The following is a 26662-nucleotide window of genomic DNA, read 5'->3' as shown; positions in this document are numbered from 1 at the left end:
GATGTGGCATTACACCAGTCGACGTTTACTCCTGATTATCCCCACCCTGCTGTGCATCCTGGTGGTGAACTTCCTGATCGTGCAGGCCGCCCCCGGTGGCCCGGTAGAACAGGCCATTGCACGCTTGCAGGGTTTCAGCGGTGCGGTCGTGGGTGGAGGCAGCGGTGAAATGTCCGCTACCAACGCTGGCGCCAGCCGTAGCAGTCGCGGCCTGGACCCGGCGCTGATTGAAGAGATCACTAAGCATTACGGTTTCGACAAACCCATGCATGAGCGCTTGTGGCTGATGCTCAAGAACTATGCACAGCTGGATTTCGGCAGCAGTTTCTTTCGCGGCGCCAAGGTCACCGACCTGATCCTGCAAAAGCTGCCGGTGACAATTTCCCTGGGGATGTGGGCCACCCTGATCACCTACCTGGTGTCGATTCCGCTGGGCATTCGCAAGGCGATCCACAACGGCAGCGCCTTCGACATGTGGACCAGTACCGCCATCATCATCGGCTATGCCATGCCAGCGTTTCTGTTTGCCATTTTACTGGTCGTGGTGTTCGCCGGTGGTAGTTATGTGAGTTGGTTTCCGATCCAGGGGCTGGTCTCGGATGACTTCGCCAGCCTAGGCTTTTTCGGCAAGATCGGCGACTACCTGTGGCACATGGTGCTGCCGGTCAGCGCCCTGGTGATCGGCGGTTTTGCCACCCTGACCATTCTCACCAAAAACAGCTTCCTCAACGAAATAAGCCGCCAGTACGTAGTGACGGCGCGGGCCAAGGGCCTCACCGAACAGCGGGTGCTGTACGGCCATGTGCTGCGCAACGCGATGTTGCTGGTGGTGGCCGGGATTCCTCAGGCGCTGATCGAGGTGTTCTTTGCCGGCTCCCTACTGATCGAGACCATCTTCAACCTCGACGGCATCGGGCGCATGAGCTACGAAGCGGCGGTGTCGCGGGACTACCCGGTGGTGTTCGGCACGCTGTTTCTATTTACCCTGTTCGGACTGCTGATCAAACTGATCGGCGACCTCTGCTACACCCTTCTCGACCCCCGTATCGACTTCTCGGCGAGGACTGCTTGATGTTTACCCTATCGCCTCTGGGCCGTCGACGCCTTGCCCACTTCCGGGCCAACCGCCGTGGTTGGTGGTCGTTGTGGTTGTTTATCGGCCTGTTCGTGCTGTGCCTAAGCGGTGAACTGATCGCCAACGACAAGCCCCTGGCAATTCACTACAAAGACCATTGGTACTTTCCGATAGTCGCCGAATACACCGAGATCGATTTTGGCGGCGAACTGCCCTTTGAACCCGACTACAGCAGCGACTACGTGCGCAAACTGATCACCGTCCAAGGCGGCTGGATGCTCTTTGCGCCCATCCCGTTCAGCTACGACACGGTCAACTACGACCTGGCTGAACCTTCTCCAAGCCCACCCACTGCCCAGAATTGGCTGGGCACCGACGAACAGGCCAGGGACGTGCTGGCACGGGTGATTTTCGGCGCACGGATTTCGATCCTGTTCGCCTTGATCCTTACCGTCGTCAGCGCCCTCGTGGGGATTACCGCCGGGGCCTTGCAGGGATTTTATGGCGGGTTGGTGGACCTGATCGGCCAGCGCGTACAAGAGGTTTGGGCCGGGCTGCCGGTGCTATACCTGTTGATCATTCTGTCGGGGTTTGTTGCGCCGAATTTCTGGTGGTTGCTAGGGATCATGGCGCTGTTCAGCTGGCTGGCACTGGTAGACGTGGTGCGCGCCGAGTTCCTGCGCGGGCGCAGCCTGGAATACGTCAAGGCCGCAAGGGCACTGGGCCTCACCGACTATGCCCTGATGCGCCGGCACATTCTGCCCAACGCCATGACCTCGACCCTGACCTACCTGCCCTTCATCCTAACCGGCGCGATTTCCACCCTCACCGCCCTGGACTTCCTCGGCTTCGGTATGCCGCCGGGCACCGCCTCGCTGGGCGAGTTAATCGGCCAGGCCAAGCGTAACCTGCAAGCGCCCTGGCTGGGCCTGACGGCGTTCTGTGCCCTGGCGTTGATTTTGTCGCTGCTGGTGTTTATCGGCGAAGCCTGCCGTGATGCTTTTGATCCCCGGAGTTAAAATGACCAACACACTGATAGAAATACACGACCTGCGCGTGAGCTTTGCCGGCAAGGAAGTAGTGCACGGGGTCAACCTGGATATTCGCCGTGGCGAGTGCCTGGCTCTGGTCGGCGAATCGGGCTCGGGCAAGTCGGTGACCGCGCACTCGATCCTACGCCTGCTGCCCGGCAAGGACGTGCAGACCCAAGGCAGCATCCGCTATGACGGCGTCGACCTGGTCAACGCCAGTGAAAGCCATTTGCGCAGCCTGCGCGGCAACCGAATCGCGATGATCTTTCAAGAGCCGATGACTTCTCTCAACCCGCTGCACACCGTGCAAAAGCAAATCAGCGAAGTACTGACCACCCATAAAGGCCTGAAAAAAAATTCCGCCCGCGAGCGCACCCTGGAACTGCTGGAGCTGGTGGGCATTCGTGAACCGCACAAACGCCTGAACGCATACCCCCATCAACTATCCGGTGGCCAGCGGCAAAGGGTAATGATCGCCATGGCCCTGGCCAACGAGCCAGATCTGCTGATCGCAGACGAACCGACCACGGCCCTGGACGTGACGGTGCAGCAAAAAATCCTCGAGCTGTTGATCGAGCTGCAACAACGCCTGGGAATGTCCTTACTGCTGATCAGCCACGACCTCAACCTTGTACGCAGAATCGCCCAGCAAGTGTGCGTGATGCGCGGTGGCGAAATCGTCGAGCACGCCCGTTGCGAAGTCCTGTTCAGCACCCCGCAACATCCCTATAGCCGCATGTTGATCGAAGCCGAACCCGACGGCAGCCCGGTGCCCTGCGACTACCGGCACAACCTGCTGGAAGTCGACAATCTGAAGGTATGGTTCCCCTTGCCCAAACCTCTGTTCAGCCGCGAGCGAAATTATATTAAGGCAGTGGATGGGGTCAGCTTCGAACTGAAAAAAGGCAAGACCCTAGGCATTGTCGGCGAGTCCGGCTCGGGCAAGTCGACCTTGGGCCAGGCGATTTTGCGGCTAGTGGATTCCGAAGGTGATATTCGCTTCGGCAACAAACAACTGGGCCTGCTCAGCCAAGACCTGCTGCGCCCGCTACGTCGGCAAATGCAGGTGGTTTTCCAGGACCCCTTCGGCAGCTTGAGCCCGCGCATGTCGGTGCAACAGATCATCGCCGAGGGCCTGCTGGCCCACGGCATCGGCACAGTGCTAGAGCGCGAAGACGCCGTGATACGCGTACTGCAGGAGGTCGGCCTCGACCCGGAAAGCCGCCACCGCTACCCCCACGAATTCTCTGGAGGCCAGCGTCAGCGCATCTCCATCGCCCGCGCATTGATCATGGAACCGGACCTGATATTGCTTGACGAACCCACCTCGGCCCTCGACCGCACGGTGCAGAAACAAGTGGTGAATTTACTGCGACAATTGCAGACACGCCATGGGCTGACCTATCTGTTTATTAGCCACGACTTGGCGGTGGTACATGCACTGGCCCACGACATGATCGTGATCAAGGATGGGACGGTGGTAGAACAAGGGCCAACACAATCGATATTCAATGACCCCCAGCATCCGTATACACGGGAGTTGCTGCAAGCCATGTCTGCAATGCCCGTTTGATGTTCAATGACGAGCACTCGTCGAACCAGCGGTATTTTTTGCATACAGTCATTTACAACAAGCGTGATCTACGAATGACTGTGGAGGGCAGATTGTATATCGAATACGTTCGGAATGTTCTTAGCGCGACCTAGACGCAGGCTGTTGATATGGGCCAGTTGCGCATCCACTTTCTTGCGGTAGGTCATGCGCCCTCCCGATGGCAGGTCCACGCACCCGTGCGTGTGATCAACTGGGCTTTATTCCAGGTCGGGAAAATACGTGCGACGCTCAGTTGCATCTGGCGATATATCCAAAGGTGTCAGGTTGATCGCGTTTCCAACGCCGCAAGAGATGGCTGGCAAGCGTCAGACCTAGGACTGCACAGAGCCTGGCAGTGGCGATGATCAACGCCCAAAATCAAACGATCGCACTCCGCAGCCAGGTCGAACGACGGATCATTCGCTTTCCGGCTTATCGCAACCGCTTCGCGGATCGGGCAGTCAACGATGAATCGGAAGCGAGTAGCATCCCGCTTCAGTTCAGCCATGGCCTGGATAATTGCCAGCAGACGCTCGGTACCGATCTCGTCGGCATCGCCCAGACAATAACGGTCGCCAACATCCCGCGTGCACTGACAATCGTCGGTGAGTTCTTGAGAGCTACCGACCCACCCGCATACGGTGCACTCGGCGGCCTAATAGCTCCCTACCAGCGGCACCTGGCCGATGTAGGGCGGAACTGGTTTCATGGTGGACATGCGAATTCCTATACATGAACGACAACTCTCTGAAACAGCTCAATAGCCTGGGTGGGCATCGTTATTGTCATCGTTCCTTTCCTGTCATTCTGTAGTGGTCTAATGAAACCGGGCACCCATTTAGGCGAGAATGCTCGCCAGATAGAGGTGTCTGATGACCAAACAACGTCGTTCTTTTTCCGCTGAATTCAAACGCGAGGATGCCGACCTCGTGCTCAAGCAAAACTACAGCTACATCGAAGCCAGCCGTTCACTCGGTATTGGCGAGTCAGCGTTGCGCCGCTGGGTTGACCAGGTTCAGAAAGAGCGCCAAGGCGTCACTCCGCAGAGCAAGGCGCTGACCCCAGAGCAGCAGAAAATCCAGGAACTGGAGGCCCGGATCGCTCGGCTTGAGCGCGAGAAATCCATATTAAAAAAGGCTACCGCGCTCTTGATGTCGGAAGATCACGAGCGTTCGCGCTGATTGACCAGTTGAGTGCCCATGAGCCGGTTGATTGGCTGTGCACGGTCTTTGACGTCACTCGCTCGTGTTACTACGCCCACCGTTTCAGGCGCCGAACACCAGACGTTGAGCGGCTTCGGTTGCGCAGCCGGGTTAACGAACTGTTTACGCAAAGTCGAAGCGCCGCCGGTAGCCGCAGCATCGTGTCGATGATGCAGGAAGACGGCGAGCAAATTGGACGGTTCAAGGTGCGAGGCCTGATGCGGGAACTGGAGCTGGTCAGTAAACAACCTGGATCACATGCCTACAAACAAGCGACGGTTGAGCGGCCTGACATTCCGAACATATTGAATCGAGAGTTTGATGTGCCGGCGCCGAATCAGGTTTGGTGTGGCGACATCACCTACATCTGGGCTCAAGGGAAATGGCATTACCTGGCTGTGGTTATGGATCTTTACGCGCGCCGAGTGGTGGGCTGGGCGCTGTCGAACAAGCCGGATGCGGATCTGGTCATCAAGGCGTTGGACATGGCTTACGAGCAGCGTGGCAGGCCTCAAGGGCTTTTGTTTCACTCGGATCAGGGCTCGCAAGGCGGATTCAACCGGTCGTCGCAACACTGGATTGTTGTACAGACTTTAGATACTCATTCAGTGCTTCGGCAGGTGTTTTCCAGCCGAGTGTTTTTCGAGGTCTAGTGTTAAGTACGTGAGCTACCGCCTGTATTTCTTGGGCACTCCAACGAGAGAGGTCAGTGCCTTTCGGGAAGTATTGCCGTAGAAGGCCGTTCGTATTTTCGTTTGTGCCGCGCTGCCATGGACTATGTGGATCAGCAAAGAAAACCTTTACTCCGGACTCGATGGTAAATCGAGCGTGATCCGACAGCTCCTTTCCACGATCCCAGGTCAAAGATCGCCACAGCTCGATGGGAAGATCAGTCACCGACTTCTTCAATGCGTTGGCCATACTAACAGCCCCATAGCCAGCCAGCGCAGGGCCGTTCTTCGTGCGGGGAATTAGTCCATAACCTTTCTCGCGAGGCAGATGGAGGAGCATGGTAAATCGAGTTGAGCGCTCGACCAGAGTTCCAATTGCAGACCGGTTCAGACCGATGATCAGGTCGCCCTCCCAATGCCCGGGTACAGTCCGATCTTCTACCTCAGCAGGGCGACTGGAGATCATGACGTCCTCGCTGACGTGTGCCCACACTTTGGCCTGCGCTCTGGCTCTCGGCACTTGCAATGCTCGTCCTGAGCGCAGGCAGCTCACCAGTTCGCGCTTGAGAGCTCCTCGACCCTGAATGTAGAGCGCCTGATATATGGCTTCATGAGAGATGCGCATGGATTCATCATCCGGAAAATCGATCTGGCGCCGGTTTTCAATCTGTTCAGGCGACCAGCCATTGACCCATTTACGGTCACTGCGATGCGGTTTATTTCGGCCTTTGAAGGGCGCTTGCCGAGGCCCAGAAATCTCACGACCATCGGCGTCTTGAACCTTGCCCTCAAGGCGGTCGCGTACGTACTGGTGCAGTCGCGGGTTAGTGAGCAGTTTCGCTGGTTTCGGCCTCTTGGCCACCATTTCTGCCTTCCATTGCGCTACTGACGCTCGATATTCAAGCCGACCGCAACGGGTAGCAGCATTTCATGTCAGCTCCCGTGAGATTGTCGATGGGCTTCGTCCAAGGCGACGGGCGATCTCACGAACGCCAACACTTTGTGCTCGAAGCAGCCCAATCTCTTCTCGCTCTGCAAACGATAAGTATCGTCCTGATATGTGATTGGACATGAATAATGGCATCCCGCCTCGATGACGGAACCAGCGTGTACCTACCGCTATTGATACGCCAACGGCATGTGCTGCTTTTTCGCTTGTGATGCCTGTTGCAATCTGCACCCAAAATAGCCGCTCGATCTCATTACGAAGTGAGGGTGCACCTGGAGAACGCATCGCTCCCCGGCCCGTCAATTTTTGCATCCATCCTGCGGGTCGTCCCATAAACACCTCGATCAAGGTGTTGCGACGACCGATTGAATCCGCCTTCTTCGTATTCCTATCAGATCGGATCACCGCCAACAAAAAGCCATACCCGCGTATCAAATCCGTCCAGTTTCCAAAATTGGGCGCTGCTGTGAACAACGCTATTCCGAGCAACTCAACATCCTGGCAAATCGCTCGGCCGACCATTCCTTACGGTCTGAAACCTGACCATCACCCAATTCGACTACTCGCAGTACGCCGTCTGATCTAAATGCCACGTCGATCGAAAAAAAAGGACTGTCAATCAGCTGTGCGCACATGGTCACCAAGTCGGGTACCTCAAGGGTGACTCCATAGGCACGTCCTCGGAACACAAAGAATCGGCACTCGGTTTCATCGAGATAATCCTCTTTGCGTCTGACGCAGATTCCTCCTTCAATTTGACCACGATATTGGCGCATAATCTCAACAAGCGGTGCTATGTCCTCAGTAGTTTCTACCAGACTGCCACTCCCTGTGTTTAGCGATTTTACGTAGTCTTTAATGAAGTAGCCCGGCCAATTTAAACCGTCCAGCGCCCGATTGAAATTTGCATCACTAGCTAGCACTACGGTTTCGCTCGTAAAGTCCACCAATAACGGATACCACTCCGGTAAGTAATGGGAGTGTTGATATTGCCTGATGCTGGTGACTTCAATTGCGCCTTTTTCGCGGATGCGAGCAACCAAAAAAGCGTAAGCGTCGGGCGTGAGCATCCAACCCCGATATAAAACGGAGTCTCCGGGAGCGAAGGGACAGGAAGCCTTGAAAAAACCTGCTTCGAAATCCTCAAACGAGAAAAGAGCAACTTGCAGCCCCACAGACACTACGGCATGGTACTCGTCAGCGTACTGCTCATCGGGACGGCTTTTATCAAACGGGTCGCTAGGATAGAGGATATGCATATCGTGCTCTGCCGGAAGGAAGTGGATACTCAAAAAATACTATACTAACCACATCATTATACCCTTCAATCCGAGAACATTCAAAAACCTCAGAAAGTCCACCTCAAACCAACAAAAAGAGCCAGTTTCAGCTGGGCTCTTTTTACTGAAACCTCAGCACTCCTTCGATAATATATCTTTTCTCCGTAATGAAAGCCGACTCCTTCCAATAGGGGCCTTTTTCTGGAAGAGGATTTTTGTTCTCCACCAAATTACCCTCATGCAATAATCTCTGATATATTTGCAATAGAGCACCACACCCAACAACTTCAAATTTGTAACTTACATACATCCTATCGATGTTTGGATATGTAGTGCGTAGAGCAAAATATAAAAGTACATCTTCCACACTTTCGTTTTTATAGACACTTTCAAGATCTAACATTATTCACTTCCTTCTGCTTTATTGTAAGCATCTTCAGCCTCAGGCGTATACAAAGGCTGTGTTTTTTCATTGATTTTGTAATCTTCCAGGGTTGCTGTATGAGTATTATTCCAAACCTCAGCTCTATTAAGAGGAAGCTCACCATCTTTGTATGGTGATCTAATGAAACCGGAAAATGCGTATGTGTGTGTGGAGGAGGAGGGGGAGGCGATTCACAGGTTATCGGCGCCTATGTGGTTATTTTGGTTTTGTGCTGCTTATTGAAATGGCTCATTACTTCGTGCCGGGACTTTTTCTGTCAGTGCAACACAGAGAAACAATGAGTTAAGTTAAAAATAAAAAACCAGCGAAAAACTGGCTTTTTAAAATATTTCAAGAGACGATTGTCACTATGAAGATCTCATGCCCAGAAGCGATGTCTTCCTCAGTACTAAATTTAGCCCTTTCGTTATTTTTTATTCTCTCCATATTCGGCAATGGATTGATTTGCCCATCAAATATCGCATCGAGACGCGCCTCACACTCCCCAGTATTTCTATGTAAAATGAAACCTTCCACTTTGGATATCGCCAACCCTCTACTTTCTGCCATAGCAATAACTTTCAAAGTGGCTTGGGCGGAAAGCTTCATAAATCCATTACCATTCAGGCTAAAAAAATCATCAGCTTTGTCATAAACCTTAGACATGTCAATAACACCCATTACTTCTGACTCCAAATAATACGACCGTCCACTGCCCAGCTAGGATTTGTCCTATTTGAATTTGTACAATTTCTTTAGTGCGGTCATTAACAACAATATAGCCGTTCGGGGGCACACCATAGACTGTTGCAGCATCATTCCGAGGCACCCCATCTAAAGTTCTGCTTGCGCTTCGCTTATCGATCGAAGTGCCTGTTGGGCCATTGCGAACAACTTCTTTTATAATTTCTTCTGACCACCTGCGCGAAGAAAACTGTTTTTTAATTTTATCATCGATTATGAGATCCTCATATTTGTGATTGAACGCACCTTCGCTGCGCATCACATAAACCGGTGCGATCCCTGAATGTATCGGGAAATGGATGATCGTGTCGTTAGCCAGTGGTAGCACGCCAGGATTGATCAGAGGCTTGATAGACAATGGCCTGACGGTCGCACCGGGATAAATCGGGATGCCATGGGTGATGGCCGGTGTTGTGCTCGAAGGGTTCACTACACCCGGGGGCTGGCCGGGGTTCGCTTCAGGTAATCGGTAGCTGGCTAACAGTTGTGCTTGAAGGTACCACCTCTACAGCTCAGCCACGACGTCTGAAGGTGGCAGCCCTTACTGGACCGCCTTGGATATGCCTGCAACTTTGTTACTCACTAGAGAGTGATGGACTGGTCACCTTTATGTTCGCTGAGCAAACGTAATGGCATATCGATGGTGCCTTAAGCTAAAAAACAATGGCTTGTAAATCCATGTTTGGGGCCCCTATCGGGCGCTAAAATATTACTGTATAAAATTGAACGCATCAGTAATTTCCCCACATTTTGTTTTCATCGCTTCATTTCATGTATACCAACAAGAGATGGCCGAATAGACCGGAGTAATATTAAATCGCACTCAAAGAAAAACCGGCCGAGCCGGGTTTTCTACATTGCGACCTTACAACTACATAACTACATAAACAATAAAAGCCAACTAATCCCTCACCCAATTAAATATAACCATATGAACTGAGGAGTTTGCTTATCTCTTGCTTCAGCTCATTCTCTGTCAGTTCTGCAGGGTGATCTTTGGGGCCATCTGTAAAACTGTCGACAAGGCCGAACATCAAACTTAAACATCTTCCAAGTGACTTGTCATCCCGCCCTAGAATTCCAGAGTCACGTTCGGACCTCCACAACTTGAAAAATCTAGCGGTAAAATCTTTCCCACTAATCGAGGAATCAGTCAATTGTTTAGCAAGATCAATTATAACCATACTCATTATAGCACCTCGTTATCCATATAAAAATCGTACTGATCAGTTCCTGGGCAAATCTTCCATCCGGAGATAAACATCCCATCACCCCCAACAATCACAACCAAGTTGCTTTTTGGATTAAAATACACTTTTGAGTTAGGCCTAGGGTGAAAAGTACCCTTCTCGACAGTCGCAGGATCGTTAAGGTGAGTACGTATTTTATCTCTAAACTCTGCTAGAGTCCTATTGTTAGCATTTTGCCCTTCAAAACCAAAGTCTTTCTTATGACTGTCAAACTTTTTTTGGAGCTGTCTGCGGGTAAATATTCCTGAGTCCAAAGGCTCGCTGAACATCACATAGACCGGCGCAATCCCTGAATGTATCGGGAAATGGATGATCGTGTCGTTAGCCAGTGGTAGCACGCCAGGATTGATCAGAGGCTTGATAGACAATGGCCTGACGGTCGCGCCAGGATAAATCGGGATGCCTTGGGTGATGGCCGGTGTTGTGCTCGAAGGGTTCACTACACCTGGCGGACTGGCCGGGGTCCACGTCAGGGTAATCGGTGGCTGGCTAGCGGTAGTGCTTGGCAGTACTACTTCATACAGCCCGGTTACGACGTTAAAGGTGGCAGCCCTTACAGGAACCGCCTTGGATACGCCTGGAACTTTGGTACTCACCACCGAAATAATGGACTGGTCACCTTTACGTTCGTTGAGCAATCGCAATGGCATGTCGACGGTGCCTTGAGCCAAAGCAATGGCTTGCAGGTCCTTGTTTGGAGGCAATCCCAAGGTCTCGGCTTTAAGGCTAAAACCGTATTGGAGATTATCTGGCACGGGGGCCTCTGGACCAAAATGACGGAACCTCTCCGGCGTGCGGTCCTGTGCTTCGCTGGCCGTGGAGCTGGAATAAACAAGAGCGGCTACAACTGCACCAGGACCATTCAGGGCAATCCGCGCCAATGCAGCAAGCGCCTCGGCAAAGGCTTGGCTTACCTCGATGGCAGTCTCGCCGACAACGATCATGCCTCGACCAACAACCGAAAAACCGTTGACGTTCGCGGGCCATGCAAGCGTACCTGCTCGACCATACATTGCTTGTCGCGCAGCCTGCTGTTGCATTTGTTGTAGATATTGAGCTTCAGCCAACCGGCTCCATGCCCAAGTATTCGCTTGGTTGTAGGCTTGCACCTGAGCCGCCCATTGATTCCAGGGGCCCCAGGCAGCGGCTTGATCCACAGACGGCTGCCCAACCGCTTTCATGGGTGTTCCACCACCAGCCTTTGCGGCGCCCTCCCTGAAGGCGCGCTCGGCGTCAGCCCATTGTGGACCTCCATTGGCTGGAACTCTGCTTGTAGCCGCTTGTTTGATAGCCGCTTTTTCTGCAATTTCCCGTGCAATCTTATCGGCAGCCGCTTTTTTTACAGCTTCCTGTTCTGCCTTCTCAGCGGCTGCTTTTTCCGCAGCTTCCCGTGCAGCCAATTCGGCAGCAGCTTTTTCCGCGGCTTCTCGTACTACTGTTTCAGCGATTGCTTTTTCCGCAGCTTCCCGCGAAGAATTTTCAGCAATTGCCAATTCTGTGCTGATGCTAGTTAGCTGCTCAGCAAGAAGGCTTTGTTGAGCTTCCAACAACTTGGCACGGTAGGCCCCCTCAAAAGACTTTGCCCACTCATGTATCATCTTTGAATAGCTTTCTGGTTCACTTGTACTGTGACCCTTTTTGTTCCTAACTGGATAGGGTGTAGGGTCGAGTCCATCGTAAGCTAACGAAATCGCAAGCTGCGCTTTATGCTCCTGTGCTGTTTGATTAAGTAGTGTCTCGATTGAAGACTTTACGCGCCGCAGACCATCGGTCGTAGTTGCTTCGGGTAGTAATTCAGCCTTCATCTGAGCTATTACTGCACCCACCTGCTGTGGCAATGCATTGACACCCGCATTGTAATCAGCTTCAACTTTTTGCCTAACAGAGCGTTGATAAGCATGGACCGCAGCGTATCCCTTGCGGTAAGCCAAATCGCCGCCTGATGGCAAAGAAGGGTGAGCAATGCTTACGCCATACCCCCCCACTCCAGGGCCGACGTGCGTTCCATGTCCTCCCGAGCCTGGCAAGCTCGGCGAGGTGCTAGACGGGCTCATATGCGGGTTATAGCGAAAGATGATATTTTTTTCCGGGAACCCATTATCTTCTGACATATTGCTTTCCTTGATTAAAGTTCTCCACCTAACTGCTAAATGGTGTGAGTTTTTGTAGGCCTTCGGTCCGTACCTGGTCCCAAGGTGTTCGTGCGGTATCAACCTTCATCGCCCGTTAGCGACTCAGAGAAATACAGCTCGCAACAAACTGTATGAATAGCCAGTTAATTAGCGCAAGCATAAATATGCACAAATGCATTTATCCAGACGAACGGTACTAAGACAACATAATTCAATCGTCGAGGTAGATGCTGTTTTGCTGTACCTTCACAGACTATCGCGAAAATTAGTCGATTTAAAAACGGCACCAATAAAAAATTCATATTAAATCATATAGTTAATATCTAGGCAGTCCATAACATCTAAGACTGGGAGAAAGTTCAAGCCTGGGCAAAATGCGTAACCCAAGAATATAGGCATATGCTTTTATGCATATCTCCTACATGAAACTAGGAACATGATTAAGCTTTCCTACCTAGCAATGGACGCTTGGGTGATCGCTAGACAGGCCATCATTTGTTACGTACGACACATCGGAATCTCACGCACCTTTCTGTAGCACTGCATTGATTAGGAGAGTCAACAGTTGCCGTTCTCTACGCAGGTGGAATATAAAAATTACCACCGCCCCCTAAATCCTATTTCCTGCTGCACCCATAGCCATCGTAAGGTTTCCTGTACCTGAACTCACTTCAGGTACGGTGCCATGACCGACATCCCCCCCAACGTCAGTCAGTTTTTACACAGGCTTTTGCTTACGAGCCTGCTAGCCGCATCCACTGCTGTCCAAGCCGAAACCTGGGTGATCACCAATCAAGCGCACCCCGTATCCGCCCTCTCTGGCGCCCGTATCATTCTCCTGGATGACCAACAACATCTTGAAGAACAGCTGACGGCTCAGCTTCCAGCAGACCCACGTCAGGCAGAAGCAACTATTCAACGCTACTTGGCCAGTCCCGCTGGCAAGCGCCTGCAAAGCGACCTGGCTCAAGCCCAGCAAGGTGTCACGGACGCCTGGAGTCTGGGTGTGGAAAAACTCCCGGCCGTGGTCGTTGACCGGCGCTACGTCGTTTACGGTGAGCCGGACGTAGCTAAAGCCGTCGCGCTGATCGAGCGAGCACGGAGTCGGTCACGATGAGACGCTCGCGTTTTGCGATCCGCCCACTGGCGCTGGCCATCGCTTTCAGCCTGTCGTTCAGTGCATCAGCTGCGATTACCTCGGCAGCGATTATTGCCTCGACCCTTTCGCCAACCTGCCTGGAGTACAAGGTGGTGGGCATTTGCTATTGGCTGCTCTGCACACCCTTCGGCTGCAAAGTCAAAACCTCGACCAAGGTTCGCCACTACGTGCCGGACGCAGTGGTTTCGGCATACGCGAATACGGGCTCAAACCCGTGGATAGAGATGTCGCCTCTGGGCACACCGAATCCGGTGGCCCAGGCAGGTAACGACGGCACCACGAACCATGTCGCCGAAAACAACATCATCAAGTTCAAGGAAGCCGATGTCATTGGCCATCCTGGTGGAGCGGCGTTGAGTCAGTTCGCCAGCGCTTCAGGCTTCGTCTGTAAAGGCGCAACCTTACCGCTTGTGCCTTATTTCCTCAGCACCCTTGATCCCATTGCCTGGCGATACGGCGCACCCGAGTCCGTATACCCAGAGGCACTCATTCCGGGGATGCGCGAAGTCGGTAGCCTGCTCTCCGCGACTAGTTGGGGGAATGTCTATCCACGCAGTGGTTTTCTGAACCAGACCGACGATTACAAGACCGGTGCCGTGATTGCGCAGCGCGCCGGCGACGTGACCACTCGACTTGGCCAGGTCCATGTCTACCTGCCAATGCTTGCCCTCCCCCAGCCCGGTTACTGGCCGGCAGGCGCGTTGCGCGAAGGTGATGCGTCCACCGGGAAGTGGCAAGAGCTCACCCCGGTCCTCAATCCAACCTGCGCGACCTTCCCCAGTATCGGACCCAAAATCGATGCACAAGATGGCGCCTACGCGTGGGCACTTTGGCGCCCGTACTCATGCTGCCAACGCCGCGGGCAAACCTTCCTCGGCAGTACGGACTTCCAATGAATTTCAGTGATCGGAGAGCACGATGAAACTCACTACTTTAGCGATCGGACTCACCTGCTGCCGACCGAACACAAACCACTTTAAACACGATCGGCATAGGGGACGGTCATCATGGACCGTAGACACCTGAAAGAAGCTGTTCACGAATCGCCGCCCACTGGGTCAGCAAGTGTTCGGCGGTCTGTTCAATGTCCAGACCATCGACGCCCGCTGCCCCCTTGTTGGCCTTGACCCGTTTCCACGCCCGCTTCAGGTTTTCTCTCGCAAAGGCCCGTTCCAGCAGCCCTTGCCCTGCGTTGTCGGATTCATCTTGCGGGCGATTGACCTCGTCGCTGATGGGACTTCTCACGGTTTCACCGCTCGCTATCTCCATCCGCCCCGCGTTTGGCAGGCATCTGACTTCCGGTTTCTCGCATCAACATGGCCTATAACGCTTTCTCTCGTTCGGCCCTTCGTCAAAAAAAAAAAGAAGACTACTATGGCCTCTGCTGACTTCTCGCTCCGGCTGGCGCCGTCGCCCTTTCAGGCGCGAGGCGAGATCTCCCCAGGTAAGAACGCAATCCTTCCCCGCACAACCGCCGAATCTACGCTGCCGTCCTTTGACCACAAGAGTTTCGCGGTTATTGGCCCGCTCACCCTGGTCGACATCGCCTTATATCCGGTTCTTGTTCATCGGCTCGCGGTTTCGCTCCACGCTTCCTCCCCACACTCGGTCGCCCTCATGCAGTTGCGTTTCACTTCATTCACTGTGGTCAGCTCACGGCGGGACTTTCACCCACAAGATTGCGCCCATGCTGGGCGCACCAAGAAAAAGCCCGCATGCGGCGGGCTCCCGGACGCTTACAGATCACCGACGTGCGCGTCGAGCGGCTGCAAGACATCACCGCAGAGCAAGCCCGAGCGGAAGGTGTACGCAATGATCCGAAGGTCGAGAACATGGAAGTTGAAGGGATGATCTACGGGTCAAAGACCCTTTTCGAGGTGTTGTGGTGTGACATCAACGGCGAAGATTCATGGGACGCCAATCCATGGGTTTGGGTCATCGAGTTCAAGCGGGTGAAGCCATGATCGTCAACGGCCTATTTCCCGCCCTCCTATTCATGGCCTGGAATATCCATAAGGGGCAGAGGCCATCAGCATGAAGCGCGTACCCACTCAGGCTTGGCTTGTGCTTGGTAACAGACGACCTCTCAACGCTACAAAGAGAGTCCCGGCAATTAGGGAGCTTATCAGTCGCGAAGATGACTGGATCACGCTGAGAAAATCACCAAAGGTCGCGGTCCCCGGATCAGCCAACAGAAGATAAAAGACGATAGGACCAAGATAGCTGCCTAAAGCACATGCAAAAAACCACTTCATTTCTACGCGTACAAAAGCTCCTACGCGATGAAGTATCGCAGAAGCACTACGGACGGCACTTTTTAGCAGTTCGTTCAAGCTCACAGGCTGACTCCTTCCATCAACTATTGACCTAAAACGCAAACAAAACCAACTACATGCCTGCCTGTGAGGGTCATGACTGCTTCTTGCCCTTCGCCCACCCACAAACCATAAGAGCTATGCCAGGGATCCAAAAACCCGGAGCGCCGATAGAAAGTCCAAGGACTGCCATTGGGAGCCCAGTCAAAAACAGCGGTTTTCTAAACGCCTTATCCAAGTCGCGCCACATTTAAGAATTCATCTCATTAAACCATATGTGCCTGCCGGCGAGCGGCGGTCCTATTTACTTGCTTGCAGCCAGCCGATCAATACGAGAGCGAGCCCTGAAATCAAAAGATCTGATGCTATGTCACTGATGTCGGAAAACCTCAATAGGTCGTTTAAGCCAATGCCTAATCCGCAGATCGCTAATGGAACCCCAGTGACGAACATAGGACTTCGAAAAACCTTCTCCATCACCCCACCTCGACTGTAAGAACAATTCTCATCCGATCATAAGCTTGCCGGTGAACGGCAATCAACTTCTGCCGCCCAGCGCGGCAAGGACACCCAAACCAATAAATCCACCCGGCAACGGCGTGGCGAGGTATTCCCATGACTACCAGAAAGCAAACGGTCATCGATGACCCGACGGCATTGGTCGTCGACAAGGTTTCAGAGAAGCGACTCGCCGAACTGATCGGCACCACCGCAAAGGCGCTGGAACATAAGCGCCTGAGCGGCATCATTCCCCGAGGCGTCTGGCTTAAAGAGAGCGGACGCATCATGTACAGCTTGGAGCGATACAACACATGGGCAGAAAATCAATGGGCCTCCCGGCTGGCGTCGAAATCAGAGGTAACTCCCTCAGAGTCCGTTTTACTCTCAACGGTCAGCGTCGAAGTGAACCGACGCCCTATCAGCCGACCCCCAAGGGGCTCACAGCCGCCGGTGGTCTCCGTGCTCGTGTAAAGGAACTGATTCGGCTCGGCGCAATGACAGACGATCTGTACGCCGAGCTGTTCCCACAGTCCAGTTATACCTTGGACCGGAAAACTCCATCCTTATTTTAAGGCTTGGAGGTGTCTACGAAACTAGGGGCGATTCAAAATATATTGCGAACGCCAACCAATAAATTAGGCACACTCCTATTTCCAAGCAGGAAATTTCTTAATTTCAAAAAATTTCAAAAGCAAAAAACGGCACAAGACAACCGTTTTTAATAAGCCTCATTCAGATGATGACTAACCAGGTCGACTTGGTAAGCTACCTCGTGCGACAATTCCGCGCTAGATGTGACTTCTACTAATGGAAATTGTTCGGAATGTCAGCTCCACGAACCTTGCATGCCAAATAAGGTGCAAATGACTGGTTACACCGAATTCAACGCGGGCAAGCTCCTGCAACTACCCAGCTGTGATCTTAAAACTACTGAAAGCAAAACTCTCACGCATTGAGAAATCAATTCAAAATATCTGGTAGGTCCAACGCAAATGCGTGCAACTTCATAAAGTTACCGAGCCTTTCTGAGATTCCGGCTTGAATACCTCGGTAGCACTCATCGCCAATGTCGTAAGCAGAAGCCTCACGCCCACTACAAAATCTTTACAGATTGCTGACAAAATAGTCAGCGACAGCGCTAATTTTTTTAACTAATAATATTTCACCCACCCGTTCTTGACGTGCGACAGATCACCCAGTGTCGAGAGGTCGGGTGGGTCTTCGTCTAACCAAACAACCCTGTCTCTCAACAATATGGCTGAGGTTAACGCCTATTTCCTGATGGCAGGGCCTGGTGTTTTGCGAAATCCGGCAGCTTCGCAAGTTGAGGATGCCGTTATGAGCCGCCAACTATTTGAATACCACACTGAGTTCTCTTCCTTTCAGTACGTTGTCAGAACCAAAAAGCTCTTCATGTTCAAGTCCGAAGAGCCCACCACTGAACCCGACACCCAGGGTTTTCTGGAAGATTCTGAACGTCAAAACCGCCTTGCTCAATTAGGCAGCGAAGGCTGGGAGCTGGTCAGCGTCCAGCCCGTGGTCAAAGGAGAAGTCAAGGTCGGCAATCAAAACGCCCAAGGCTGGGCTTACGGATTCGCCTTGCCCATCGGGTATCTGCTGTTCTTCAAACGCCCTATCTCCAATGATTGATAGGTTCGGTATCGCCTGAAGAAATCCTTACAGCCTTAAATATGGTTTTCTTGCGGCGCACGTCTGGTTGAAAACGGCAAGCTGATGGCCTCAGGAATGACCAGAGCCCAGCCGTGATCCAGTACTCGCGCCTCACTGCATTCATTTGCCGAATTGCCTTGCCAAGCCTCATCGCACTCTCTGGATGCTGCGTGCCTATCTCCCATGCCGCCGCAGCTTCGGCCTCCGAACAGACCAACCTGGTCGTGATGATCCGCCAGTTGAATGCTTTGGAGGACACGGCGCGTCGTAGCGCGCAAGTGGCTGATGAACCGGGCAAGCGCTACTTCTTCGATTACCAGCGTTTGGCGGCCGATATCGCTCGCATTCGCCACGGTCTGGAGGGCTACCTGACCCCAAGCCGAGCCCAGCCGCGTGATCCTGTCGAGCTTTCGGGCCAATACACGACAGAAGGACGCAAGCCATGAGCATGAGCGGCGCTCAGGCCTCAGCCTTTCAAGCAGCGGGAGGATTCCCCGCCTCGTCCAGCCACCTGTTTTTCGTTGGGCTCGCTGTGGCCATCATCTTTTTGTGGGGCGCTTGGGCTGTCTGGAGCTGCTACCGAGGGTGGGCTACCGGAAACCTTGATCGCACGGTGGCCTCGACGTCGGTTGTTCGCATCCTGCTGCTTTGCATGATCCTCACGACGTTTGTTCTCAGTTGACTCTATCGGAGATTCACCATGCCATTGCTCTCACACCCGTGCCGCTTGCTGATCGGCCTCCTTGCGCTTCCCCAGTTGGCCATGGCTGCACTGCCCCAGTCTCAGCCCCCCACACGCGGCGAAGGCTCCAACCTGATGCAAACCATGCAGAACTATGCCTTTGACGGTTTTTTTCTGCTCGGCCTCATCATCTGCGCTGTCATTTTCAGCGGGGTTGCTTGGCATGCCTTTGGCACCTACCACGAGATCCAGCACGGCAAAAAGAAATGGATGGACCTTGGTGCAACGGCCGCTGTGGGCGTCGCTATTTTGGGTATCGCCATTTTTCTAGTCACCAAGGCTACCAACATTCTTTAACGAGCCTAGGCCATGACAGAACTCTCAGACGACGGAACCTTGGTTTTCCTACCAGTGCGACTGAACAATCAGCCAGTGATCATGGGCGGCCTCACCGCCGATGAGATGTGGGCCACCTTGGCGGTCAGTGCCGGCGCAGGGCTGGTTGTGGGCGCTCTGGCAGCGATCCTGACCCAGATTTGGGCGTTGATCATCGCCACTGCCATGTTCTGTGCGGTCCTCGGTTTGACGCTTGCCAGCCGTTTCTTGCGGCGTTGGAAACGCGGTCGACCTGACACCTGGCTATATCGCCAGATGCAACTGAACGTCGCACGTATTTTCCCGACCTGGAACAAAGCCCAGTTGATCACACGCACGGGTGCGTGGACCTGCCATCGGGAGGGCGCATGACCTACCGCAAGAAAGTGGATGCGCAACTGGCCCATATCAACAGCCTGCGCTTGGTTATTGGACTGCTGATTGCCCTAGGCCTGTACATGGCCTATGGCTGGCAGAGCGCTCCGCGCAACTTGACGATCCATGTGCCACCAGACCTTCGATCAGGCAGCACCCGCCAATGGTGGGATGTCCCGCCAGAGTCGGTATATGCCTTTGGACTGTACATCTTCCAACAGATGAACCGGTGGCCCTCTGACGGTGAAACCGACTACGAGGACAACATTGTCCGCCTGAGTGGCTACCTGACCCCCAATTGCAAAACCTTTTTGCAGAGAGATTTCGAACTACGTCGCAACAGCGGAGAACTACGAAAACGCGAGCGAGGTGTCTTTGAGATTCCAGGCAGAGGCATTAACGATAAATCAGGGCAACGTATTGAGCAGCACAGCATCAACGACTGGACCGTTAATTTGGATATCTCCGCCGATGAACACTATGGCGGTGAGCGGGTAAAAAGAGCACTGGCTCGTTATCCCTTGCACATCATTCGAGCCGATATTGATCCCGAAAAGAACCCTTTCGGCCTGGCCTGGGACTGCTACAGCAGTAATCCACAGCGCATCGAAGTCTCTGCAGAACCTACCAGGTCAGGAGGCAAGTGATGATACGCCTCCGGCTGATTATTGGCCTACTGATCCTCTACTTCTGCGGGTTGGTCAACGCAGTTGAAATCCTGCGCTGGGACCGAATTCCGCTGGCACTGCCGTTGATCGTGGGTCAGGAGCGTATTGTCTTTGTCGATCAAAATGTTCGAGTAGGCCTGCCTCGCAACCTGGTCGACAAACTGCGCGTCCAGAGCACCGGCGGCGCTCTCTACCTGCTGGCAAAGGAGCAGATCGAACCGACCCGCTTGCAGCTGCAAAACATGAGCACCGGCGAGATTATGCTCGTGGATATCATCGCAACTGCAGGGAAGCCGAATCAGACCGCGCCCGAGCCCGTGAAAATTATTGCCGAGGAAAGCCCATCATCTCGATATGGACAAGCCAACGCTCATTCCAAGCGTACGAATACTCGGCCTGCAACACCCATAGGTGTTTCTAGCGAACAGTATGCAGAAGAGGAAAAAGAGCCACCAGCGCCCCGACGTGAAACCCCACTGCCGGTGGTGCTGACACGCTACGCCGCTCAAATGCTGTATGCCCCCTTACGCACCCTTGAACCCGTGGATGGAGTTGCGCAAGTCAATCTCAAGCGAGGTCTGGACCTCACGACTCTACTACCAACATTGCCGGTCGCAGCCTCTGCGTTAGGTTCGTGGCGGTTAGATGAGTACTGGGTCACGGCGGTGAAGCTGCGTAACACCAGCGTTCAACACCTCCCCCTGGACCCTCGGGACTTGATGGGCGACTTTGTCACCGCGACGTTCCAGCATCCCTACCTGGGAGCCAAGGGCGATGCCAGCGATACCACAACCGTCTACCTGGTGACCCGTGGCCATGGTTTAGCCGAATCGTTGTTGCCGGCCGCCGCCAGCCAGATCGATCCGAAGGGAGGCCGCCATGAAGAATAATCCGCTGATTAAGTTCCTGGTCATTCCGTTCGCGATCCTGGCGATATTCGTGGTAATCAAATTATTCACTAGCCGCAATACCGAACAACAGGCGCACCCAGAAACGGTCGTGCTCAGTGCGGGTGAAGCTAAAAAAATGGGCGTTGATGGTGATACGCCCGGCGACACGTTGCGCACCATTGTCGTGGAAAGCCGACAGCTCAAGGACCAAGTCTCCAATGCGCTGAAAAACAACGATGAGTTGAAACAACAGAACATTGAGCTGCAAAGACGCTTACAGTCGATCAACGACAACGTCGACAGCAAGCTGCAAAACGTGCAGCAAACCTTGAAACAAGAATCACAACAGCAAAGCCAAACCATCCTGGACACGCTGCAGCAGCAATACAACACCCTGAGCAACAAAAGCGGAAACGTCAGTTCATCTGGAGCGGACTTGCCGATCGGCTTCGGCGTTCAACCAGGTGATGGCCAAGGCTTTCAAGGGGCGCCTGGACTGGACGTTGTTTGGATTGAGCCGCAAGACGCGACTCCGGTCGATATCAACGGAAAACCCATCGCTGCGGGTTCAAATCAAACAGCCAGTGGCTTCAACTTTCCGACCTCCTTTGGCGAGTCCGTAGACCGGGGTCAAAATGCACTACGCACCGGAGCCCAAAACGTGGCGAATGATTTTGCGCCGCAGGAGGCCCGTAAACAGGTGCGCAAGGTTTACACACTGCCGCAGAACTCAACGTTGATGGGATCGGTGGCCATGTCCGCGTTGATCGGCCGGGTACCCATTGACGGTACTGTCAACGACCCTTACCCGTTCAAGGTGCTAATCGGCCCAGACAACCTCACCGCCAACGGTATCGATTTGCCCGACGTCGCCGGCGCCGTGGCCAGCGGAACTGCTTCCGGCGACTGGACCCTGTCATGCGTACGCGGGCAGATAAAAAGTCTGACCTTTGTTTTTAATGACGGCACCGTGCGCACACTGCCACAGCCGCAAGAAGAAACAAACGGCAACCAGAATGCTAATAACCAGAACAACGGCAACCAAACCACCATTCAGGGGGGCCTGGGCTGGATCAGCGATGCCTATGGCATTCCCTGCATCAGTGGTGATCGTAAAAGCAACGCCTCGCAATACATCGGCTCTCAGGTATTGATTACCGCCGCCGGCGCCGGAGCTGCCTCGCTCATCAAATCGGATGGCAAAAGCAGCTCCTTCATGAATACCCAGACGGGCACTGTCGGCACGGTGGGGATGTCTGGCAGCGAAGCCATGGGCAAGATCATCGGCCAGGGCGTCAATGACGTTTCCAGTTGGATAAACAAACTCTATGGACAAGCCTTCGCTGCAGTGTACGTGCAGCCAGGCGCCAAGGTCGCTGTGCACCTGGACCAGCAGCTGACCATCGATTACGAACTCAATGGCCGAAAGGTCAATTATCGCTCAGGAGCCCGGCATGCCTCGACTGAACTTGACTGACCCCCGCTTCAAATTGGCTGCATACCTGGCCATTGCATCTCTCATCATGCTCGCCTCAGGCTGCTCCACCAGCAAGGACGAACTGCTCCCCCATGGCGATACCACGATGATGGACGTTTGGGATCAAGGCGCCGGTGGCTCAAGCAATAGCACGAGCAGCCGCCAGTTGCTCGATGCCCGCCAAGACCTTCGTCGACCTCTGCAACCCCATCAGGCGGGAGCCCTGGACGACAACGCCCGGTTCACGCGCACCGCTCAAAACGAGATCTACAGCCAATTTAAGCGTCTGCCCAATCCGGACCTGGTGATGTATGTGTTTCCTCACCTATCGGGTTCAGACCCCGCACCGATTCCGGGATACACCACCGTATTCCCACTGTATCAGCGCGTGCAGTACGCCATGCCTGGTGAACGCACGGAGGCCTATTGATGGGCTTTTTTGAACGATTCAAAACGCGACGGGCATCAGATCGTGTAGAGCCTGACCTGCTATCAGGTGCTACCGAGCCCGTCGACGTGCAGACGTCGGCAACCGAGACATTCGAGGCCGCTACTGAACGGTATTACGAACGCCTGGCCGCCATGGGTATTCCTTCTCCGAGCGATTGGCGTAATCCAAAACAAAAGCCGGCAACGACGGCTGACGTTGCCCGCATGTACCACGTCAACCCCTCCTTCGTGGATCTTCTGCCTTGGGTGGATTACCTACCCGGGGAGAGCGCAATGCTATTGGAAGACGGCGTGTCGCGCGCTGCGTTCTTCGAGTTGACACCGATTGGTACTGAAGGTCGAGATCCTGAATGGTTGCGCAAAGCCCGGGATGCCCTGGAAAACGCGCTACAGGACTCCTTTGACGAGCTGGAAACCTCCCCGTGGGTCGTGCAGATGTACGCCCAGGACGAAACCAATTGGGACAACTACCTGCAGCAATTACACGATTACATTCAGCCCCGTGCACAAGGCAGCGCCTTCACCGAGCTTTATTTGCAGCTAATGAAGCAGCACCTGGAAGCTATTTCTAAACCAGGCGGACTGTTTGAAGACACCAAGGTCAGCCAGTTGCCTTGGAGGGGCCAGCAACGGCGCGTTCGCATTGTTGTGTACCGACGCACCCAGGGCGCACAAACGGACGTGCGCGGCCAAGCGCCTGGCCCTTATCTGAAAATCATCTGCGATCGTTTGGTAGGCGGACTGGCAAACGCCGGCATTAAAACCCACCGTATGGATGGCCATGCTATTCGCCATTGGTTGATTCATTGGTTCAACCCACGTCCAGACCACTTAGGACCTGCAGATGCGGACATTCGCCGCTTCTATGAGCTGGTCTGCAAACAGGTGCAGCCCTCAGAAGAAAATGAGCTGCCGCTCGCCAGCGGCACTGATTTTTCGCAAAACCTGTTTTACCGTGAACCGTTTTCAGATGCGGAAAAAGGCTTGTGGTACTTCGACGGCCTACCCCATCGGGTAGTGATGCTCGACCGTCTACGAGACGCTCCCCAGACTGGACATCTGACGGGTGAAACCCGCAAAGGCGGTGATGCACTCAACGCACTGTTCGACAAAATGCCAGAGGACACCATTCTCTGCATCACCCTGGTGATTACGCCGCAGGACATTCTTGAAGGGCATCTGGAACAGTTATCGCGTAAAGCGGTAGGCGACACACAAGCATCGATTCTGACCCGTGAAGACGTCACCACGGCCCGACAGTTGCTCGGCCGTAAGCACAAGTTGTATCGAGGTAGCGTAGCGTTTTACTTGCGCGGGAAAGACGACGCGCAGTTACAGGAGCGCAGTCTACAACTGAGCAGTGCGCTTCTAGGCGCCGGCATGGAACCGGTGGAACCTCGGGATGAGGTTGCCCCCTTAAACTCGTACCTCAGATGGTTGCCCGGCAACTTTGATCCCAACGAGCGCAAGGCCCTGGAGTGGTATGCCCAGCTGATGTTCGCTCAACATATTGCGAACCTGGCCCCCGTGTGGGGGCGGTCGACCGGAACAGGACACCCCGGTATCACCCTGTTTAACCGAGGGGGTGCGCCGATAACCTTCGATCCACTGAACAAGCTGGATCGCCAGATGAACGCACACCTGTTCATCTTTGGTCCCACAGGGTCAGGCAAATCCGCCAGCGCGACGAACATTCTTAGCCAGATCATTGCCATTTACCGACCGCGTCTTTTCATCGTAGAGGCCGGCAACAGTTTTGGCCTACTGGGCGAGTTCGCAAAAAAACTGGGGTTATCCGTAAATCGTGTTCGGTTAGCGCCGGGATCGGGTGTCAGCCTGGCGCCCTTCGCTGATGCGGTAAAACTCATCGACCCCAGCCAAAACGTGAAGATCCTTAAAGCCGATGACCTTGAGGCTTCGGACGAACACCTGACCAGCCAAACCGAGGATGAACAACGTGACATCCTCGGTGAACTGGAAATTACGGCCAGGTTGATGATCACGGGTGGTGAAGATAAAGAAGCTGACCGCCTCACTCGTGCCGACCGCAGTGCCATCCGCGAATGCATCCTCACCGCCGCAAAAAAATGTACCGCTGAACAACGTATCGTGCTTCCAGAAGATATTCGTGACGCGCTACATAAAAAGGGTTTGGAGCCAGGGATTCCGGAAGTTCGCAGCGCGCGCTTTTTTGAGATGGCGGAGTCCATGTTGATGTTCTGCATGGGCACCGAAGGTGACATGTTCAACCGCCCTGGTACGCCGTGGCCCGAAGCGGACATTACCATTGTTGACCTGGCCACCTATGCGCGAGAAGGCTACAGCGCCCAGATGGCTATTTCATATATCTCGCTGCTCAACACCGTCAACAACATTGCAGAGCGAGACCAGTTTAAAGGCCGTCCTCTGATCTTCTTCACCGACGAAGGCCACATTCAGTTGAAAGTGCCATTGCTGTCCCCCTACTCCGTCAAGATCACCAAAATGTGGCGAAAGCTTGGGGCCTGGTTCTGGATGGCCACGCAGAACGTTGACGACGTGCCGCCAGAGGCCTCGGCCCTCCTCAACATGATCGAATGGTGGATGTGCTTGAACATGCCGCCGGACGAGGTAGAAAAGATCGCCCGCTTTCGTGAACTGACCCCGGCGCAGAAGTCGATGATGCTGTCTGCACGCAAAGAAAGCGGCAAATTCACCGAAGGGGTGGTGCTGTCCAAAAGCATGGAGATATTGTTCCGGGCGGTACCGCCCAGTTTGTACCTGGCCCTGGCCATGACAGAGCCGGAGGAGAAAAAACAACGCTTCGACATCATGCAAGCCAACGGCTGCAACGAGCTCGATGCCGCTATTGAAGTCGCTGCAACGCTAGACCGCTATCGCGGTATCGAACCACACATCATCACTTTTCCCGAGCACGTTACGGCCTTGGAGCGCCAAGCATGAGAGCATTGAATTCCCTGACCCAGAACCTGATTGAAAGCCTGACCCAGTTGCTTGAACAGCCGGGTGAGGACGCCCTACAAACCCTGGAGGTTTGTGCCCCCGTATTGATCGAGCAACTGCAACAGGTCTTGGTGCGTGCGGTGGATCGCCGTGACATCGAGTCCCAGCTACAAGCGGTGTTAGCCAATTGGCTTCGGCAGCACCCGCAGCCCGAGAGCGCTGAAACCGCGCTTCTTGAAGCGCTGCGCAAACAAGCGCTTCTCTCATCGAAGTCAGCTGAGGCCCGGGCGTGACAGGTCGGCTCGTTAACGATGGGCAACTCCAGATTTACTCTCAGTCGTTGAGGGAAAATTCAAGGGTTGAGCAATTTTTCAATAGGAACAAAAAAATGCATTCATCTTCAATAAAAAAACACCCTCTATTCCCCTTCATCGACATAGGACTAACAGTCGATTTCGCCAAACAATCGGGCGACTACCATCACCCGGATTTTATATCCAGCGACGATTGGTCCTTCCAAATCGAGAAGCTATCAGGCCTTGGAACGTACAGAAGTGAACCAGCGGCAATCTCTGCCTCCGAAAAAACCCTATTTGCAAATTATGGTCACCTGGTAGATAGCTGAATCGCCCCTAGTTTCGTAGACACCTCCAAGCCTTAAAATGAGGCCCATTAGGAGGTGCCATGAGCAACCAGCGTTATCCCGAAGAATTCAAAATCCAGGCGGTCAAGCAAGTGACCGAAAAGCAGCTTCCTGTCTCGGAGGTGGCTGCACGATTGGGTGTGTCTGTGCACAGCCTCTAT

28 protein-coding genes and 3 pseudogenes are annotated in these 26662 nt (G+C 53.8%); 22 read left to right on the top strand and 9 right to left on the bottom strand.

Annotated features, from left to right (window positions below):
• Position 1 precedes the first annotated feature (1 nt).
• From GNF76_RS26170 to GNF76_RS26150, 5 genes and pseudogenes are all read left to right on the top strand, one after another.
• Entirely contained in the window at positions 2 to 1072 is a 1071-nt protein-coding gene (locus GNF76_RS26170) for a microcin C ABC transporter permease YejB (RefSeq protein WP_155585961.1), read from the top strand.
• The gene (locus tag GNF76_RS26165) at positions 1072 to 2094 is read left to right on the top strand and encodes an ABC transporter permease (protein ID WP_155585960.1); all 1023 of its coding nucleotides are present in this window, start codon (positions 1072 to 1074) and stop codon (positions 2092 to 2094) included. Before GNF76_RS26170 ends, GNF76_RS26165 begins: the two co-directional genes overlap by 1 nt.
• A 1-nt stretch (position 2095) precedes the next feature.
• The gene (locus tag GNF76_RS26160) at positions 2096 to 3679 is read left to right on the top strand and encodes an ABC transporter ATP-binding protein (RefSeq protein ID WP_155585959.1); all 1584 of its coding nucleotides are present in this window, start codon (positions 2096 to 2098) and stop codon (positions 3677 to 3679) included.
• A gap of 382 nt (positions 3680 to 4061) precedes the next feature.
• On the top strand, positions 4062 to 4436 hold the full coding sequence (locus GNF76_RS26155; protein WP_155585958.1) for a hypothetical protein: 375 nt from the start codon (positions 4062 to 4064) through the stop codon (positions 4434 to 4436).
• 136 nt (positions 4437 to 4572) lie between these two features.
• Positions 4573 to 5456: pseudogene (locus tag GNF76_RS26150) on the top strand (IS3 family transposase); the annotation flags it as partial.
• A gap of 1 nt (position 5457) precedes the next feature.
• Here the strand turns inward: GNF76_RS26150 and GNF76_RS26145 are convergent.
• The 7 genes and pseudogenes from GNF76_RS26145 to GNF76_RS26110 form a co-directional block, all read right to left on the bottom strand.
• Positions 5458 to 6834, bottom strand: a pseudogene (locus GNF76_RS26145) (IS30 family transposase).
• Between the two features lie 164 nt (positions 6835 to 6998).
• Complete coding sequence (locus GNF76_RS26140; protein ID WP_155585957.1) at positions 6999 to 7781, bottom strand: ATP-grasp domain-containing protein; 783 nt, start codon at positions 7779 to 7781, stop codon at positions 6999 to 7001.
• 142 nt (positions 7782 to 7923) lie between these two features.
• Positions 7924 to 8205: an immunity protein gene (locus GNF76_RS26135; RefSeq protein ID WP_155585956.1), complete on the bottom strand. Its 282-nt coding sequence runs from the start codon at positions 8203 to 8205 to the stop codon at positions 7924 to 7926.
• A gap of 372 nt (positions 8206 to 8577) precedes the next feature.
• Positions 8578 to 8907, bottom strand: a complete 330-nt coding sequence (locus GNF76_RS26125; protein ID WP_155585955.1) for a hypothetical protein — start codon at positions 8905 to 8907, stop codon at positions 8578 to 8580.
• On the bottom strand, positions 8894 to 9454 hold the full coding sequence (locus tag GNF76_RS26120; protein WP_246212010.1) for a colicin E5-related ribonuclease: 561 nt from the start codon (positions 9452 to 9454) through the stop codon (positions 8894 to 8896). The genes GNF76_RS26125 and GNF76_RS26120 overlap by 14 nt, the downstream gene beginning before the upstream one ends.
• A 433-nt stretch (positions 9455 to 9887) precedes the next feature.
• On the bottom strand, positions 9888 to 10154 hold the full coding sequence (locus tag GNF76_RS30020) for a colicin immunity domain-containing protein (RefSeq protein WP_425502864.1): 267 nt from the start codon (positions 10152 to 10154) through the stop codon (positions 9888 to 9890).
• Between the two features lie 5 nt (positions 10155 to 10159).
• Entirely contained in the window at positions 10160 to 12331 is a 2172-nt protein-coding gene (locus GNF76_RS26110) for an S-type pyocin domain-containing protein (protein ID WP_155585952.1), read from the bottom strand.
• A gap of 706 nt (positions 12332 to 13037) precedes the next feature.
• On the opposite strand from GNF76_RS26110, the gene GNF76_RS26105 reads away from it, so the two are divergent.
• The gene (locus tag GNF76_RS26105) at positions 13038 to 13469 is read left to right on the top strand and encodes a TIGR03757 family integrating conjugative element protein (protein ID WP_155585951.1); all 432 of its coding nucleotides are present in this window, start codon (positions 13038 to 13040) and stop codon (positions 13467 to 13469) included.
• Positions 13466 to 14407 carry a TIGR03756 family integrating conjugative element protein gene (locus GNF76_RS26100; RefSeq protein ID WP_155585950.1) on the top strand — a complete coding sequence of 314 codons (942 nt, stop codon included), beginning with the start codon at positions 13466 to 13468 and terminating at the stop codon, positions 14405 to 14407. The genes GNF76_RS26105 and GNF76_RS26100 overlap by 4 nt, the downstream gene beginning before the upstream one ends.
• 109 nt (positions 14408 to 14516) lie before the next feature.
• On the opposite strand, the gene GNF76_RS26095 is transcribed toward GNF76_RS26100, so the two are convergent.
• Entirely contained in the window at positions 14517 to 14756 is a 240-nt protein-coding gene (locus GNF76_RS26095; RefSeq protein ID WP_178123592.1) for an RNA-directed DNA polymerase (Reverse transcriptase), read from the bottom strand.
• A gap of 470 nt (positions 14757 to 15226) precedes the next feature.
• Here GNF76_RS26095 and GNF76_RS26090 point away from each other — a divergent pair, with 470 nt between their 5' ends.
• Positions 15227 to 15475 (top strand): ASCH domain-containing protein, encoded by a 249-nt coding sequence (locus GNF76_RS26090; protein ID WP_155585948.1) that lies wholly within the window; start codon positions 15227 to 15229, stop codon positions 15473 to 15475.
• A gap of 87 nt (positions 15476 to 15562) precedes the next feature.
• Here the strand turns inward: GNF76_RS26090 and GNF76_RS26085 are convergent, their stop codons facing one another.
• Positions 15563 to 15850, bottom strand: a complete 288-nt coding sequence (locus GNF76_RS26085; RefSeq protein WP_155585947.1) for a hypothetical protein — start codon at positions 15848 to 15850, stop codon at positions 15563 to 15565.
• A 591-nt stretch (positions 15851 to 16441) separates the two neighbouring features.
• On the opposite strand from GNF76_RS26085, the gene GNF76_RS30015 reads away from it, so the two are divergent.
• From GNF76_RS30015 to GNF76_RS26020, 14 genes and pseudogenes are all read left to right on the top strand, one after another.
• On the top strand, positions 16442 to 16798 hold the full coding sequence (locus GNF76_RS30015) for a hypothetical protein (protein WP_379652569.1): 357 nt from the start codon (positions 16442 to 16444) through the stop codon (positions 16796 to 16798).
• Positions 16723 to 16899: pseudogene (locus tag GNF76_RS26080) on the top strand (Arm DNA-binding domain-containing protein); the annotation flags it as partial. The gene GNF76_RS30015 and the pseudogene GNF76_RS26080, both read left to right, overlap by 76 nt.
• A gap of 766 nt (positions 16900 to 17665) precedes the next feature.
• Positions 17666 to 17977, top strand: a complete 312-nt coding sequence (locus tag GNF76_RS26075; RefSeq protein ID WP_155585945.1) for a hypothetical protein — start codon at positions 17666 to 17668, stop codon at positions 17975 to 17977.
• 152 nt (positions 17978 to 18129) lie between these two features.
• Complete coding sequence (locus tag GNF76_RS26070; protein WP_343037851.1) at positions 18130 to 18444, top strand: integrative conjugative element protein, RAQPRD family; 315 nt, start codon at positions 18130 to 18132, stop codon at positions 18442 to 18444.
• Positions 18441 to 18680 (top strand): TIGR03758 family integrating conjugative element protein, encoded by a 240-nt coding sequence (locus GNF76_RS26065; RefSeq protein ID WP_155585944.1) that lies wholly within the window; start codon positions 18441 to 18443, stop codon positions 18678 to 18680. The genes GNF76_RS26070 and GNF76_RS26065 overlap by 4 nt, the downstream gene beginning before the upstream one ends.
• Before the next feature lie 18 nt (positions 18681 to 18698).
• The gene (locus tag GNF76_RS26060; RefSeq protein WP_155585943.1) at positions 18699 to 19037 is read left to right on the top strand and encodes a TIGR03745 family integrating conjugative element membrane protein; all 339 of its coding nucleotides are present in this window, start codon (positions 18699 to 18701) and stop codon (positions 19035 to 19037) included.
• A gap of 12 nt (positions 19038 to 19049) precedes the next feature.
• Positions 19050 to 19427 carry a TIGR03750 family conjugal transfer protein gene (locus GNF76_RS26055; protein WP_155585942.1) on the top strand — a complete coding sequence of 126 codons (378 nt, stop codon included), beginning with the start codon at positions 19050 to 19052 and terminating at the stop codon, positions 19425 to 19427.
• Complete coding sequence (locus GNF76_RS26050; protein ID WP_155585941.1) at positions 19424 to 20077, top strand: PFL_4703 family integrating conjugative element protein; 654 nt, start codon at positions 19424 to 19426, stop codon at positions 20075 to 20077. Before GNF76_RS26055 ends, GNF76_RS26050 begins: the two co-directional genes overlap by 4 nt.
• Positions 20077 to 20988, top strand: coding sequence for a TIGR03749 family integrating conjugative element protein (locus GNF76_RS26045; protein ID WP_155585940.1), 912 nt, complete (start codon positions 20077 to 20079; stop codon positions 20986 to 20988). Before GNF76_RS26050 ends, GNF76_RS26045 begins: the two co-directional genes overlap by 1 nt.
• On the top strand, positions 20978 to 22465 hold the full coding sequence (locus tag GNF76_RS26040; RefSeq protein WP_155585939.1) for a TIGR03752 family integrating conjugative element protein: 1488 nt from the start codon (positions 20978 to 20980) through the stop codon (positions 22463 to 22465). Before GNF76_RS26045 ends, GNF76_RS26040 begins: the two co-directional genes overlap by 11 nt.
• Complete coding sequence (locus GNF76_RS26035) at positions 22443 to 22895, top strand: TIGR03751 family conjugal transfer lipoprotein (protein ID WP_155585938.1); 453 nt, start codon at positions 22443 to 22445, stop codon at positions 22893 to 22895. The genes GNF76_RS26040 and GNF76_RS26035 overlap by 23 nt, the downstream gene beginning before the upstream one ends.
• Positions 22895 to 25858: a conjugative transfer ATPase gene (locus tag GNF76_RS26030; protein WP_155585937.1), complete on the top strand. Its 2964-nt coding sequence runs from the start codon at positions 22895 to 22897 to the stop codon at positions 25856 to 25858. The genes GNF76_RS26035 and GNF76_RS26030 overlap by 1 nt, the downstream gene beginning before the upstream one ends.
• Positions 25855 to 26151, top strand: coding sequence for a hypothetical protein (locus GNF76_RS26025; RefSeq protein WP_155585936.1), 297 nt, complete (start codon positions 25855 to 25857; stop codon positions 26149 to 26151). Before GNF76_RS26030 ends, GNF76_RS26025 begins: the two co-directional genes overlap by 4 nt.
• A 391-nt stretch (positions 26152 to 26542) precedes the next feature.
• A partial coding sequence (locus GNF76_RS26020) for a transposase (RefSeq protein WP_155585935.1) occupies positions 26543 to 26662 on the top strand: 120 nt, incomplete at its 3' end.

The sequence above is a fragment of the Pseudomonas spelaei genome (assembly GCF_009724245.1).
Lineage (GTDB): Bacteria > Pseudomonadota > Gammaproteobacteria > Pseudomonadales > Pseudomonadaceae > Aquipseudomonas > Aquipseudomonas spelaei.
This window is presented reverse-complemented; position numbering and strand designations above follow the sequence as displayed.

Excerpts from the sequence above, each read along its gene's own strand:
- GNF76_RS26065 (WP_155585944.1), top strand. The coding sequence starts at position 18,441 with ATGAGCATGAGCGGCGCTCAGGCCTCAGCCTTTCAAGCAGCGGGAGGA.
- GNF76_RS30020 (WP_425502864.1), bottom strand. The coding sequence starts at position 10,154 with ATGGTTATAATTGATCTTGCTAAACAATTGACTGATTCCTCGATTAGT.
- GNF76_RS26025 (WP_155585936.1), top strand. The coding sequence starts at position 25,855 with ATGAGAGCATTGAATTCCCTGACCCAGAACCTGATTGAAAGCCTGACC.
- GNF76_RS26045 (WP_155585940.1), top strand. The coding sequence starts at position 20,077 with ATGATACGCCTCCGGCTGATTATTGGCCTACTGATCCTCTACTTCTGC.
- GNF76_RS26160 (WP_155585959.1), top strand. The coding sequence starts at position 2,096 with ATGACCAACACACTGATAGAAATACACGACCTGCGCGTGAGCTTTGCC.
- GNF76_RS30015 (WP_379652569.1), top strand. The coding sequence starts at position 16,442 with ATGACTACCAGAAAGCAAACGGTCATCGATGACCCGACGGCATTGGTC.
- GNF76_RS26140 (WP_155585957.1), bottom strand. The coding sequence starts at position 7,781 with ATGCATATCCTCTATCCTAGCGACCCGTTTGATAAAAGCCGTCCCGAT.
- GNF76_RS26055 (WP_155585942.1), top strand. The coding sequence starts at position 19,050 with ATGACAGAACTCTCAGACGACGGAACCTTGGTTTTCCTACCAGTGCGA.
- GNF76_RS26075 (WP_155585945.1), top strand. The coding sequence starts at position 17,666 with ATGAGCCGCCAACTATTTGAATACCACACTGAGTTCTCTTCCTTTCAG.
- GNF76_RS26155 (WP_155585958.1), top strand. The coding sequence starts at position 4,062 with ATGATCAACGCCCAAAATCAAACGATCGCACTCCGCAGCCAGGTCGAA.
- GNF76_RS26050 (WP_155585941.1), top strand. The coding sequence starts at position 19,424 with ATGACCTACCGCAAGAAAGTGGATGCGCAACTGGCCCATATCAACAGC.
- GNF76_RS26165 (WP_155585960.1), top strand. The coding sequence starts at position 1,072 with ATGTTTACCCTATCGCCTCTGGGCCGTCGACGCCTTGCCCACTTCCGG.
- GNF76_RS26100 (WP_155585950.1), top strand. The coding sequence starts at position 13,466 with ATGAGACGCTCGCGTTTTGCGATCCGCCCACTGGCGCTGGCCATCGCT.
- GNF76_RS26035 (WP_155585938.1), top strand. The coding sequence starts at position 22,443 with ATGCCTCGACTGAACTTGACTGACCCCCGCTTCAAATTGGCTGCATAC.
- GNF76_RS26170 (WP_155585961.1), top strand. The coding sequence starts at position 2 with ATGTGGCATTACACCAGTCGACGTTTACTCCTGATTATCCCCACCCTG.
- GNF76_RS26135 (WP_155585956.1), bottom strand. The coding sequence starts at position 8,205 with ATGTTAGATCTTGAAAGTGTCTATAAAAACGAAAGTGTGGAAGATGTA.
- GNF76_RS26060 (WP_155585943.1), top strand. The coding sequence starts at position 18,699 with ATGCCATTGCTCTCACACCCGTGCCGCTTGCTGATCGGCCTCCTTGCG.
- GNF76_RS26040 (WP_155585939.1), top strand. The coding sequence starts at position 20,978 with ATGAAGAATAATCCGCTGATTAAGTTCCTGGTCATTCCGTTCGCGATC.
- GNF76_RS26125 (WP_155585955.1), bottom strand. The coding sequence starts at position 8,907 with ATGGGTGTTATTGACATGTCTAAGGTTTATGACAAAGCTGATGATTTT.
- GNF76_RS26090 (WP_155585948.1), top strand. The coding sequence starts at position 15,227 with ATGCGGCGGGCTCCCGGACGCTTACAGATCACCGACGTGCGCGTCGAG.
- GNF76_RS26030 (WP_155585937.1), top strand. The coding sequence starts at position 22,895 with ATGGGCTTTTTTGAACGATTCAAAACGCGACGGGCATCAGATCGTGTA.
- GNF76_RS26105 (WP_155585951.1), top strand. The coding sequence starts at position 13,038 with ATGACCGACATCCCCCCCAACGTCAGTCAGTTTTTACACAGGCTTTTG.
- GNF76_RS26110 (WP_155585952.1), bottom strand. The coding sequence starts at position 12,331 with ATGTCAGAAGATAATGGGTTCCCGGAAAAAAATATCATCTTTCGCTAT.